The sequence below is a fragment of the Xanthomonas vasicola genome (genome assembly GCF_000772705.2).
Taxonomy (GTDB): domain Bacteria; phylum Pseudomonadota; class Gammaproteobacteria; order Xanthomonadales; family Xanthomonadaceae; genus Xanthomonas; species Xanthomonas vasicola.
This window is the reverse complement of the sequence record NZ_JSBW02000059.1, coordinates 105,299-118,223: the sequence shown is the minus strand read 5'-3', so window position 1 is coordinate 118,223 and position 12,925 is coordinate 105,299. Positions and strand designations below refer to the sequence as shown.

The following is a 12,925-nucleotide window of genomic DNA, read 5'->3' as shown; positions in this document are numbered from 1 at the left end:
TGAGCGATGCCGACGAACTACTCACGAGCCCAAGTGCTCGACATCATCGAACGCGAAGCGGCCGAGCGGAATATTCCGCGTGACGACTTCCTGCGTTTTGCCCACGTAGAGACTGGCGGCGCCTTCGACGAGTTGGCCAGCCGCGGTCCTGGTGGTGCAAAAGGACTGTTCCAGTTCACTCCGCCAACCGCCCAGCAGTACGGCATTGCCGGACGCGAGCTGGACGCGGTGGTCAACACCGACGCAGCAGCGCGGCTGTATCTGGATAACCGGACGATCCTGATTAATCGGCACGAACGCGATGGGCGGCCTTATCTGTCGGGCAAGCCGAAGCCCGATGGCCTGGATATGTACCTGGCCCATCAGCAAGGCGCCGGTGGCTACCGCTCTCTGCAGACCGCGATTGCCACGGGATCTTTTGGCCTGGAAAGCACACGCGCCAACATTCTCAACAATGTCGGCGAGAGAGAGCTGAAGTCGTTGACCGGCGTGGATGCGGCAACGTTCCGGCGCATGTCCGACAAGGATATGGCGCAGACGTTTGTGCAGTACTGGGATACGAAGATGGACCGTATCCGTATTCCCGAAAAAGGCATCGAGCCCATTTCGGCCACGCAGCAAGGACCGTCGCAGTCTGCACCTGCCCAGCCGGCGAACGCTACAGCGCACGGTATCGCGCTTCACGCGGCCTATGACCTCACCAACAAATACGATCACGTCAAATACGGGCTGGGCGCAAAAGATCCAGACAAAGGCAGGGTCGATTGCTCCGGCTGGGTGGTCGAGATGCAGAACGCGACCATGGATGAGATCAACAAGGGCGCCGGCAAGGCCATCTTCACCAAGGACGAAAAGTTCAGCACTGGTTTCGACAGTGCATCCGAATTGCTGCACAAAGCCGAGCTGCGCTCTGGTGTACTGATCCAAGGTAAGGACGTCACTGCGCAGACCCTCAAAGAGGGCATGATCATCGGCGAGGACAATGGCCCGCAGAGTTGGGACAAGGGACGCTACAAGGACATCGACCACATCACGATGGTGGTGCGTGACCCCAAGGATGGCCAGCTCAAGATCAGCCAATCGCGCGGCGGCGAAGGTGTCGAACTCAGTTCGCTGGATTCCTACCTGGAGCGCAAGCGCGCCAAGGGCGTCAAGCTCTACGCCAGCGACCCGCTGTCTGAGGCGCGCAACTTGTTGCAGGAGCGCAGCCAGACCAAGCAGCAATCTCACGCAGCGACCGAGCACAAACCCAGCCAGGCATATGCCGCCGCTGATGCGTCGGGTGTCCTGCGCGAAAATGCACGTGGCGCAGACGTACGCACATTGCAGCAGACGCTCCAGCAACTGGGTTACAAGGATGCTAACGGCCACGAGCTCAAGCCCGACGGTGCCTATGGCCAGCGGACGAGCGAAGCTGTTAAGGCGTTCCAGCGTGCGCATGGGCTACAGGACGACGGTGTGGTTGGCCGCGATACGCAAGCTGCGCTGAGGCAGGCGGAAAAAACGCCACTGCTCTCTGAGAAAACCAACCCCGATCACCCGCTGTTCAATCAAGCCGTCAGCAAGCTGGAACAGCTGGGTCCGAATGCTTTCGCCAACCGGCAGCAGTTGTTGAACACTGCCGGCCACATGACTTTCGAAGCTAAAGTCAGCGGCTTGCAGCGCATCGACGTGGTGGCGCCGAGCAAGGATGGCAATGGACTGTTCGGCGTGCAGGGTCAGCTAAACGACCCAGCGCATCAGCGGGTTTACACCGACAAGGCAGCCGCTGCGGAACGCCCGTTGGAGCAAAGCAGCAATGCCGTGCGCCAAGAAGCGCAGTCGCAAACGCAGGCACAGAATCAGCACGAGCAACAACGTAACCAGGCGCGCAGCGTCGGTTGATTGTGCTGCGGTAGAAAAGACAGAAGGGGCACTGATCGATGGATCGGTGCCCCTTCTGGTTTAGCGCTGTGTTGCACGATCCTTGCAGATCACGTCAGGCGACGGACATCGGGCGTCCGCCAATCTGAGACGTCAGTTGGACGTTGCAACAACACCTCTGTCTGGAAACCATTGCGGCAAGCGCTCGGCGAATTTCGTTGCGCATTCGTCGCTATAGGCTTGTGCAGCTTCTTTGACCAAGGCGTAATTGTTGGCTTCCCATTCTTCCAGCGAGGCGGTGCGCGGTGTCGGCGCACAGTCCAGGCTGATCGGGCTCGCCTTGCGCTTCAGAAAACCACTGCGCTCACCACCGATCGTGACCGCATAGCGCAGCTCATAAGGCGATTTAGTATCGGCCAGGCTTTGATAGACGAGCAGCCAGTCGGACATCAGCACCTGCAACGGGAACGGGTCCACTGGCAGTGCGGCTGGATGTCCGGTGAAATAGGTCTTCAAATGGGCGTTGACTGCATCGCGCTGCAATTGGTAGCCAGGATTCCCCAGGCCTTCCATCTTTTCGCCTTTCAGCTGGTCTTTTCCGAAGGTCGACACTGCAACACCGCGCGCAAACAGGCTGGTCGCGATTTGCAAGCCGACGACCACTCCGGTGTGACCGCGGCGCACCACACGCAACATTTCATCGCCGTTGGGCAGACCGTTGGAGCCCACTCGCATGCTGGAATGTAAGGGAAGCTGCAAGGCCCAATCCGCCGATGGCGCAACGATGGCGCCCGCAGCGGACTGCAGACTTGGCTGCTCGGCTGTCGAAGCGACCGACACAGTGCCTGCAACTGCAGCAGCGGCATAGGCCGTTGCTGTCGAAAAATCACCAGCCGCGAACGCTGGCGCCACTGCCGTGGCTTCGGTAATGCGCGCAGGCGTACAGAACGCGCCAGCCGCACGCATCTGCGCTTCATGGAAGCCGATGCCGTTGACCTGATGCACCCCGGCATCCTTGCCGTACTGCTCCACCAGCTTGCCGATCAATGCATCGGACGGCGATTGCTGTGCGCAGACCTTGGCGGCCGCAATGCGCGACCAGGCAAATTGCAGCGCAGGATCCCAGCCCATCGCATCTTCGCCCACGAATCCATGGTCGTAGTGATACGCGTAGATGGCAGGGTCGATCTCCTGCAGCGTCATTCCGCCCTGACCGGCATAGCCCAGCGGCACGTCTTGCGCAACGGCAAGCCCAGGCAGTGCCAATAGCACCGCCGCGATACACGTCTTCATGAATCCCTGTCCCTATGGATTAGTGCGACGCGCTGCATGTCCCCCATGCAGCGCGACCGATGCACCAACGCTTGCACGCGCTGATCTACAACATGCAGGGTTCTGATCGACGGGTAATGGCACAACGCACCCGGCGGATCGACCTGCAGGGATAGTGTGCCCGCACAACGCGGCCATCGCAGTCGGGGCGGTCCCGACGCATGTGGGGACCGCCCCTCGGATGCTCACTGCTCAGGCATGCAAAATGCCACCCGCGCTCGGTTGCCAATCGCGCGGGGTGCGCAGTGCAGCGAGTGTGCGCACTAGTTCGCGATAGCTCTCGGCCAGTTGCGCGAACAGACCTGCATCGCTGCAGCGGGTATCGGCCACTTCGGCGTAAGCGCCTCTACCCAGGTCGATGAAGTAATCCACACTCAGCCGCCGGCGTTGCGCCACGCCTGGGAACAGGCCTGCAATCAGCAGGCAGCCGTCGCCCACATCGCGCAATGCGTCGGCGCGCACGCTACCGATCTGGTCCTGCGCATGCAGCCATGCCAGTGCCTGTGTACGCGACAGCAGATGCGCATCGCGCTGGAAGCGCAGCAACACGAACACCAAGTAGTGCTCGCGCGATTCGTCCAGCGGACGCGCCGTCCGCTGCCCCGCCTCGCGCACCAACGCCTGCCACAATTCGGCCGGCGCCCCCTGTTTGAAAGACTCGTGCATACGTCCTCCTGCGTGGTGTAGACCCTCGCAAGGAGCTTATGCATATCTTGGGCCACTGGGTTGGCAGAGGCGGTGGAGGAGCGCTAAGAGCGGCTATTGGCAGTGCTGCCGCGCCTTTGCCTGACGGATACGGTCATTTTCTGGAATCGGCATGCGCCACGTGCAAAGGCAAAGATGTCGCGACTGCTTCGCGAGGGACTGAACGTCGTACGCGTTGCCCGTTGGCGCGGCCAGCAGGACGTCGCAATCAATCGCCATCCTGCGAGTGGCAGGGACAGAGCCGCATACGCCATGTGTGCGTGCGCCGACTGCCCGCAGCTGGCAGTGCATGCAGCCGCCATCGCGACTGCACTTACTCCACCGTCACCGACTTGGCCAGATTGCGCGGTTTGTCCACATCGGTGCCGCGTGCCAGGGCCGTGTGGTAGGCCAGCAACTGCACCGGGATGGTGTGGATCACCGGCGAGAGCACGCCCGCATGGCGTGGCGTGCGGATGACATGCACGCCTTCGGATTCGCTGAAGTGGCTGTCCTGGTCGGCAAACACAAACAGCTCGCCGCCACGTGCGCGCACTTCCTGCATGTTGGATTTGACCTTCTCCAACAAGCGGTCGTTCGGTGCGATCACCACCACCGGCATCGCCGCATCCACCAGCGCCAACGGGCCGTGCTTCAACTCGCCGGCTGGATACGCCTCAGCGTGGATGTACGAGATTTCCTTGAGCTTGAGCGCGCCTTCCAATGCAATCGGATAATGCAGGCCGCGACCGAGGAACAGCGCATTCTCCTTCGGCGAAAATCGTTCGGCCCAGGCCATGATCTGCGGTTCAAGATTCAATGCATGCTGCACGCTGCCGGGCAAAAAGCGCAGCTGCTCCAGATACTCGGCTTCTTCGGCGTCACTGATGCGGCCCTGCAACTTGCCCAGCACCATGGTGAGCTGGAACAACACCGCCAGCTGGGTGGTGAAGGCCTTGGTCGAGGCCACGCCGATCTCGGCGCCGGCACGCGTGTAGCAGACCAGCTCGCTGGCGCGCGGGATCGCACTTTCCGGCACATTGCAGATCGACAGCGTGTGCAAATGCCCCAGCGATTTGGCGTATTTCAGCGCTTCCATCGTGTCCAGCGTTTCGCCGGACTGGGAGATGGTCACGATCAGATGCTTCGGGTTGGCATACGCGGCGCGGTAGCGGTATTCGCTGGCGATCTCCACGCTGCACGGCAGCCCCGCAATGGCTTCGATCCAGTAACGCGCGGTCATGCCGGCGTAGTAGCTGGTACCGCAGGCCAGGATCTGCACGCCTTCGATGTCGCGCAACACCGCTTCTGCGTTGGCGCCGAACAGCGATGCCGGGAAACCCTTGGCATCGATCGCCGCCTCGATGGTGTCGGCCAAGGCGCGCGGCTGCTCGTGGATTTCCTTCTGCATGAAATGCCGGAACGGGCCCAGTTCCAGCGAGGCCAGCGACACGTCCGACAGGTGCAGCGGGCGCTCCACCGGTGCATCGTTGCCGTCGAAGATGCGCACGCCATCGCGGTGCAATTCGGCGGTGTCGCCTTCTTCGAGGAAGATCACCTGGCGCGTGGCCTGCACGATCGCCGACACGTCGGAAGCGACGAAGTTTTCCCTCTCACCCACCCCGATCAGCAAGGGGCAGCCCATGCGCGCGCAGACGAAGCGTTCCGGTTCGGCCTGGCTCATCACCGCCAGCGCATAGGCACCGGTGAGTTCCTTGACGGTGCGCTGCAGCGCGGTGAGCAGGTCGCCGGCGCTGCCCAGATGATGATGGATCAGATGCGCGATAACCTCGGTGTCGGTCTGCGACTCGAAGGTGTAGCCAAGCGCGCGCAATTTTTCGCGCTGCTCCTCGTGGTTTTCGATGATGCCGTTATGCACCAGCGCCACGCCGGCGCTGATGTGCGGGTGCGCGTTGGCTTCGGTGACGCCGCCATGGGTGGCCCAGCGGGTGTGGCCGATACCCAGCGTGGCGCCGAACTGTTCGGCCTGCGCGGCCTGCGCCATCTCGGCCACACGCCCAGTGCGACGCACCCGGCGCACCTGCACGCCGTCGAGCACTGCAATGCCGGAGGAATCGTAGCCGCGGTATTCCAGGCGCTTGAGTCCTTCGATCAGGACCGGGACCACATCGCGCCCGGCGATCGCTCCGACAATGCCGCACATAGGACAGCTCTCGCAAAAGAAGTCGGACATTTTAGCGTGTCCGCTCTTGTCCGCTGCATGACCGTGCCCGGACAGCGTGTCCGCCCCCAGTGTCCGCGGACACTGCGGACACCGGTCGCCACGCCAACAAAACCATCCATTTCAATGACTTGAACGTTGGCACGGGTCCTGCTTTATCGCAGTGACGCCACCGAGCCAGCCGACCATGATTCGCGATACCTCTGCCCAGGACCAGGTTCTCCGCACACCCGCCCAGCGCGCGCCATGGCGCCGTTGGCTGTGGCCTGGCGTCGCCGCGGTGACGGTGCTGGCCGGGATCGGCTGGGCCGTGGCTGCGTGGAGCGCCGGCAGCCGCTCGTTCGACGCCAGCCGCGTGCGCGTTGCCACCGTCACCCGAGGCGACCTGGTACGCGACATCGCCGCCGACGGCCGCGTGATCGCCGCCAACAGCCCGGTGCTGTACGCCATCTCTGCCGGCACGGTGACGCTGAGCGTGGTGGCTGGCGACGTCGTCAAGCAGGGCCAGGAACTGGCGCGCATCGACAGCCCCGAGCTGCGTAGCAAGCTGGCGCAGGAGCAGGCCACCCTGGCCGGCCTGGAGGCCGAATCCAGCCGCGCGGCCCTGGATGCCACCCTGGCGCGTGCCAACGCCAGCAAGCTCACCGACCAGGCCCAGATCGACAAGCAGGCTGCCGCGCGCGACCTGGAGCGCTACCAACGCGGCTACGACGGTGGCGCCGTGCCGCAGGTGGAACTGGCCAAGGCGCAGGACACCTTGAAGAAGACCGATATCGACCTGCAGCACGCCCAGCGCGATGCCGCGTTGAAGAGCCAGGGTGCGGACCTGGATTCGCGCAACAAGCGCCTGCTGGCAGACCGCCAACGCGCAGTGGTGGCCGAAGTGCAGCGCCAGGTGGACGCGCTCACGCTGCGCTCGCCCTTCGATGGCCAGGTCGGCCAGGTGCAGGCGGTGCAGCACACCCAGGTGGCGGCGAACGCGCCGATTCTGGGCGTGGTGGATCTGTCCAAGTTCGAAGTGGAGATCAAGGTGCCGGAGAGTTTCGCCCGCGATCTGGCGATCGGCATGCCGGCCCAGCTCACCAGCGGCAGCGGCGAACCGTTCGCCGGCGCTATCTCGGCGGTGTCGCCGGAAGTGGTCAATGGCGAAGTCACCGCGCGCATCCGCTTCACTGACAAGCAGCCGCCAGGCCTGCGCCAGAGCCAGCGCATGAGCGCACGCGTGGTGATGGACACGCGCCGCAACGTGCTCAAGGTCGAACGCGGCCCGTTTGTCGAACAATCCGGCGGCAGCTATGCCTATGTGATGGATGGCAACACCGCCGCGCGCCGCCCGGTCACGCTCGGTGTCAGCAGCCTGGGCGAAGTGCAGGTGCTCTCCGGGCTACAGGTCGGCGACCGCGTGGTGGTCTCCGGTGCAGACAACTTTGGCGACGCGCCGCGCGTCACCGTCCACTGATTCACTCATTCCCACTCGTCGCACACTCTCTTCGCAAAGGAATCGGCAATGCTCAAGATGCAAGCGGTCTCCAAGGTCTTCCGCACCGAACAGGTGGAAACGCATGCGCTGCGGTCGCTGGACCTGCATGTGCGCGAAGGCGAGTTCGTCGCGGTCACCGGCCCCTCCGGCTCGGGCAAGACCACCTTCCTCAACCTGGCCGGGCTGCTGGAAACCTTCACCAGCGGGCAGTATCTGCTCGATGGCGAAGACGTCAGCCATCTGTCCGACGATGCACGTTCGCGCCTGCGCAACCGCAAGATCGGCTTCATCTTCCAGGGCTTCAATCTGATTCCCGACCTCAACCTGTTCGACAACGTCGATGTGCCGCTGCGATATCGCGGCATGGCGGCAGCCGAGCGCAAGCAGCGCATCGAAGAGGCACTGACCAAGGTGGGCCTGGGCTCGCGCCTGCGTCACTACCCCACCGAACTCTCCGGTGGGCAACAGCAGCGCGCTGCGATTGCGCGCGCACTGGCCGGCAGTCCACGCTTGCTGCTGGCCGACGAACCCACCGGCAACCTCGATTCGCAAATGGCGCGCGGGGTGATGGAACTGCTGGAAGAGATCAACAGCCAGGGCACCACCATCGTCATGGTCACCCACGATCCGGAACTGGCCGCACGCGCGCAGCGCAACGTGCACATCGTCGACGGGCAGGCCACCGACCTGGAACGCAATCCCAGCCTGATGCGCACGCCTGCCGCCGTTGCAACCCTGGCTGACTGAGGAGCCCACCCATGTTCGGCTACTACTTCAATCTTGCGGTACGCAGCTTCCGCCGCAACAAGGTGCTGACCGCACTGATGGTGCTGGCCATCGCGCTGGGTATCGGCGCCAGCATGACAACGCTGACGGTGTTCCATGTGTTGTCGGGCGACCCGATTCCGCAAAAGAGCGATCGGTTGTTCTATGTGCAGGTGGATGCGGAACCGAAGTCCGGCTATCAGCCGGGAGACGAGCCCGATTACCAGTCCACCCGCTTCGACGCCGAGGCGCTGCTGCGTGAGAAGCGCGCCATGCGTCAGGCGATGATGTCAGGCGGAAGTGTCGCGATCGAGCCACAGCGCAGTGGATTGAGTCCTTTCAAGCTAAACGCTCGTTTCACTTCGGCCGATTTCTTTGCGATGTTCGACGTGCCCTTGCGCTACGGCCAAGCGTGGTCCGGCACAAGCGACGAGCGGCACGAACGTGTCGCGGTGATCAGCAAGTCGCTGAACGAAAAGCTGTTCGACGGTGGCAACAGCGTCGGGCGCGAAGTGCGCGTGGACAAGAACACCTTCCGTATCGTCGGCGTCCTGGATACCTGGAAGATCGACCCACGCTTTTACGACATCACAGACACCTACGGCTCGAACGAACAGCTGTATGTGCCGTTCAGTACGGCGATGGATCTGAAATTGGCCCACGCCGGCGGGACCAACTGCTCCGGCAAGGTCGAGGCAGGCGACACCACCGCGCTGAATGCGCCCTGCACATGGGTGCAGTACTGGGTGGAGCTGGAAAATGCCAAGCAAGCGGGCGACTACAAGGCTTACTTCGAAAACTATTCCGATCAACAACGTGCCGCCGGGCGCTTTACCCGGCCCAACAATGTGCGCCTGCGCAACGTGATGCAATGGCTGGACTACAACAAGGTGGTTCCCAGCGACGTCCGTCTGCAGTTGTGGCTGGCCATGGGCTTTCTGCTGGTGTGCCTGCTCAACACGGTCGGCCTGTTGCTGGCGAAATTCCTGCGCCGCAGCGGAGAGATTGGCGTGCGGCGTGCGCTTGGCGCGTCGCGCGGCGCAATCTTTGCGCAGTGCCTGGTGGAGGCAGGGACCATCGGCCTGGCCGGCGGCATCGGCGGACTTGGGCTGGCGTGGCTGGGGCTGTGGGCCGTGCGTCAGCAACCGGTGGATTACGCCGCACTGGCGCACCTGGATATCACGATGCTGCTGCTGACATTCGCCATTGCGATCGCCGCGAGCCTGCTCGCCGGCATCCTGCCGTCCTGGCGCGCCATCCAGGTCGCACCGGCACTGCAGTTGAAGTCGTCCTGAACCTCCTGCCCGCCGCATCGCGGCGAGCCACGCTTCCTATCTTCAAGGTCAGCCTATGGACATCCGACCCATCATCTCCACCTTGCGCCGCCATAAGACGGCCGCCGCACTGATCGTGCTCGAGATCGCACTGGCTTGCGCCATCATCTGCAATTCGCTGTTTTTGATCGGCAATCGCCTGGACACGCTCCGGACTCCCAGCGGCATCGCCGAACAGGAGTTGCTGAGCATCCAGCTGGACGGCATCGGCCCGCAGGCCAATGCCGATGCACGTACCCGGGAGGATCTGGCAGCGCTACGCGCGGTACCCGGCGTGCGCAATGCGGTCATCACCAATCAGATCCCCTTCGTCAATTACTCGTCCAACACGGGGCTGACCCTGACCCCGGAGCAGGAACGCCCCACGCTCAATGCCGCGCAGTATCTGGTCAGCGAAGGCAGCCTGGATGCACTTGGCCTGCAATTGAATGCCGGCCGCGACTTCAGCCCCGACGAATACATCAGCCAGGAAAAGGCTGATAACGACGATGAAGTCCGCAAGAAGGGTGCGGCGGTCATTCTGACGCAGGGGGCGGCGGACAAGATGTTCCCCGACCACAGCGCGCTCGGCAAGACCATCTACTCTGGCGATGTCCCGCTGCGTATCGTCGGAATCGTGCGCACCCTGGCGCGGCCGAACAATGTCAATGGACTGTCGGCAAAGGACTATTCGATGCTGCTGCCCATCCGTCCACCGTATAACAACGGGCAATACATCGTACGTGTCACCGATCCCTTGCGTCGGGCGGAAGTGCTGAAGGCGGCAGTGGCGGCCTTGATGAAAGTGGACAACAGCCGGTTGGTGCTGAAACAAGAGACCTACACCGAAATCCGCGAAAAGTATTTCCGCAATGATCGCGCCATGATCTGGCTGCTTGGAGCGGTGTGCGTCGCCCTGCTGATTGTGACCGCCTTGGGCATCGTCGGCCTGGCGAGTTTCTGGGTGCAGCAACGCACCAAGCAGATCGGTATCCGCCGTGCGCTGGGTGCAACGCGCAGCCAGATCCTGCGCTACTTCCAGATCGAGAATTTCCTGCTCGCCTCGGTCGGCATCGTGCTCGGCATGCTGATGGCCTACTCGATCAACGTCTGGCTGATGGCACGCTATGAATTGCCGCGACTGCCGGCAATCTACCTGCCGATTGGCGCGCTGCTGCTATGGATGCTCGGCCAGCTGGCGGTGTTCTGGCCGGCCCGCCGCGCAGCCGCAGTGCCCCCGGCTGTTGCCACCCGCAGTGCATGATGGCCGGCGTTGCTTCCCCGTCGCTTGGCAGTGGGGAAGCAACCCGGCTCGCCATCCACCGCGCGTTTCCACCATCGTTACGAACCGGATTCCCTCATGCCTTGCTCTCTTGCATCATCGGCATTGATCGCCCTGACCGCCTGCCGCCTCCTTCACCCCGGCCAGGCCGATGCGGCAACGCGGGCGCACGCGGCGTCGGCCTCGTCCAGCACTTCGACGCAAGAGGTGCTCGCCATCGACGACACCCGGCTGAACTGGCGCCATGACGATCAAGTTCTGGAACTCGTCGCCAGTAGCGACGGATTGCTGGTGACCCAGGCCAGCGCGTCGCTCAGCCTGCAGTTGCAACGTGGCGACCGCGTGCGCACGGCGGGCCGAACCCAGATCACCACAATCGCAACATTGCTGGCCGCACTGCAGGCTGCTGCAGGCAACCCCATCGCCGTGGATGTCATGCGCGATGGTGTGCAGGTGCACCTGATCTGGACAGCGGCCACGTACACACCGCTGTTGCCGCCCGCGGCTCCATAACCAGCGCCGTGCCGGCAACAGCCGATGCACCCTGCATCGGCCGCTTGAGTCCGCCGACCTTGCCGCCCGGCGATCTGCCGCCCCCGCCGAGCAGCGCGTTGTCGCTGCGTGTTGCCAGTATTCTGTGCCGATCCCATCCCGCGCCTTCTTGAGCAATGCGATGCCGCACATCCTGATCATCGACGACAACACGGCCGTGGCCACTGCATTGGAAGTGCTGTTTTCGTTGCACGACATCGAGGCGCGGCACGCGCATTCGCCGCAGGCCGGGCTGGCGCTGCTGGACGAGCAGGCGTTCGATCTGGTGATCCAGGACATGAACTTCACCGCCGACACCACCTCCGGCGAAGAAGGCGAGGCGCTGTTTACCCAACTGCGTCAGCGTCACCCGGACCTGCCGGTGATTCTGCTCACCGCGTGGACCCATCTGGGCAGCGCGGTGGGCCTGGTCAAGGCCGGCGCAGCCGATTACATCGCCAAGCCCTGGGACGACACCAAGCTGCTGACCACGGTCAACAACCTGCTGGAACTTTCCGAAGCACGCCGCGAACTGGAACGTCGTCGCGAACGCGAACGGCGCGGTCGCGAGCAGCTGACCCAACGCTACGACCTGCGCGGTGCGGTGTTCGCCGATCCGGCCAGCGAACGCGCCATCGCCCTTGCCTGCCAGGTCGCACGCTCCGACCTGCCGGTGCTGATTACCGGCCCCAACGGCAGTGGCAAGGAAAAAATCGCCGAAATCATCCAAGCCAACTCGACCGCCAAGCACGGACCGTTCATTGCACTCAATTGCGGTGCATTGCCAGGCGAATTGATCGAAGCCGAATTATTCGGCGCAGAAGCCGGTGCCTACACAGGCGCCAACAAGGCGCGCGAAGGCAAGTTCGGAGCGGCCGATGGCGGCACGCTGTTTCTCGATGAGATCGGCAACCTGCCGCTGGCCGGGCAAATGAAACTGCTGCGCGTATTGGAAACCGGCCGCTACGAGCGGCTGGGCTCCAACCGCGAACGCCACGCCAAGGTGCGCGTGATCAGCGCGACCAATGCCGATCTGGCAGCGATGATCCGCGACGGCAGTTTTCGCGAGGATCTGTATTACCGACTCAACACCGTGGAAATCGCGCTGCCCGCACTGGCCGAGCGCCCCGGCGATATCGGCCCGCTGGCCGACCATTTCCTCGCTGGCGAAAAGCCGCTCTCCACGCAAGCGCACGATGCATTGCAACGGCATGCCTGGCCAGGCAACGTGCGCGAACTGCGCAATGTGCTGCAACGTGCCGCCTTGCTCGCACAAGGGGCGCGCATCGAAGCCAGCGATCTGCATCTGCCGCGTGCTGCGGCGCCACGGCCGGCAACGCCTGCTGCAGGCGAGCCGGATCGCGCGCGCATCGAGCAGGCGCTGGCACGTGCGCAAGGCGTGATCGCACAAGCCGCCGCCGAGTTGGGGCTGAGCCGCCAGGCGCTGTATCGGCGCATGGACCGCTACGGCATCACCTCGGAATGAACCTGCG

At 63.4% G+C, this 12,925-nt stretch carries 10 protein-coding genes; 7 read left to right on the top strand and 3 right to left on the bottom strand.

All coding sequences use genetic code 11. The annotated features are described in order from the left end of the window. The first annotated feature begins 33 nt into the window (after nt 1-33). Nucleotides 34-1,884: a peptidoglycan-binding protein gene (locus NX05_RS16830; protein ID WP_039431115.1), complete on the top strand. Its 1,851-nt coding sequence runs from the start codon at nt 34-36 to the stop codon at nt 1,882-1,884. 132 nt (nt 1,885-2,016) lie between these two features. Here NX05_RS16830 and NX05_RS16825 read toward each other — a convergent pair whose 3' ends face one another. From NX05_RS16825 to glmS, 3 genes are all read right to left on the bottom strand, one after another. Next, nucleotides 2,017-3,156 carry a hypothetical protein gene (locus NX05_RS16825; protein WP_039431117.1) on the bottom strand — a complete coding sequence of 380 codons (1,140 nt, stop codon included), beginning with the start codon at nt 3,154-3,156 and terminating at the stop codon, nt 2,017-2,019. A gap of 231 nt (nt 3,157-3,387) precedes the next feature. Then, on the bottom strand, nt 3,388-3,861 hold the full coding sequence (locus tag NX05_RS16820; RefSeq protein ID WP_010371959.1) for a hypothetical protein: 474 nt from the start codon (nt 3,859-3,861) through the stop codon (nt 3,388-3,390). A 352-nt stretch (nt 3,862-4,213) separates the two neighbouring features. Then, a complete protein-coding gene (gene glmS / locus NX05_RS16815; protein ID WP_039431119.1) occupies nt 4,214-6,043 on the bottom strand; it encodes a glutamine--fructose-6-phosphate transaminase (isomerizing) in 1,830 nt (609 codons plus the stop codon). A gap of 205 nt (nt 6,044-6,248) precedes the next feature. Here glmS and NX05_RS16810 point away from each other — a divergent pair, with 205 nt between their 5' ends. The 6 genes from NX05_RS16810 to NX05_RS16785 all read left to right on the top strand — a co-directional run bounded on the left by NX05_RS16810 (nt 6,249) and on the right by NX05_RS16785 (nt 12,918). After that, on the top strand, nt 6,249-7,520 hold the full coding sequence (locus NX05_RS16810; RefSeq protein WP_039431121.1) for an efflux RND transporter periplasmic adaptor subunit: 1,272 nt from the start codon (nt 6,249-6,251) through the stop codon (nt 7,518-7,520). Between the two features lie 48 nt (nt 7,521-7,568). Next, entirely contained in the window at nt 7,569-8,288 is a 720-nt protein-coding gene (locus NX05_RS16805) for an ABC transporter ATP-binding protein (RefSeq protein WP_011348648.1), read from the top strand. 11 nt (nt 8,289-8,299) lie between these two features. Then, nucleotides 8,300-9,601 carry an ABC transporter permease gene (locus NX05_RS16800; RefSeq protein WP_039431123.1) on the top strand — a complete coding sequence of 434 codons (1,302 nt, stop codon included), beginning with the start codon at nt 8,300-8,302 and terminating at the stop codon, nt 9,599-9,601. Nucleotides 9,602-9,656: 55 nt separating this feature from the next. Then, complete coding sequence (locus NX05_RS16795) at nt 9,657-10,883, top strand: ABC transporter permease (protein ID WP_039431126.1); 1,227 nt, start codon at nt 9,657-9,659, stop codon at nt 10,881-10,883. Nucleotides 10,884-11,108: 225 nt separating this feature from the next. Next, on the top strand, nt 11,109-11,414 hold the full coding sequence (locus NX05_RS16790) for a hypothetical protein (protein WP_039417653.1): 306 nt from the start codon (nt 11,109-11,111) through the stop codon (nt 11,412-11,414). Nucleotides 11,415-11,574: 160 nt separating this feature from the next. Further along, nucleotides 11,575-12,918: a sigma-54-dependent transcriptional regulator gene (locus tag NX05_RS16785; protein ID WP_039431298.1), complete on the top strand. Its 1,344-nt coding sequence runs from the start codon at nt 11,575-11,577 to the stop codon at nt 12,916-12,918. The last annotated feature ends 7 nt before the right edge of the window (nt 12,919-12,925 follow it).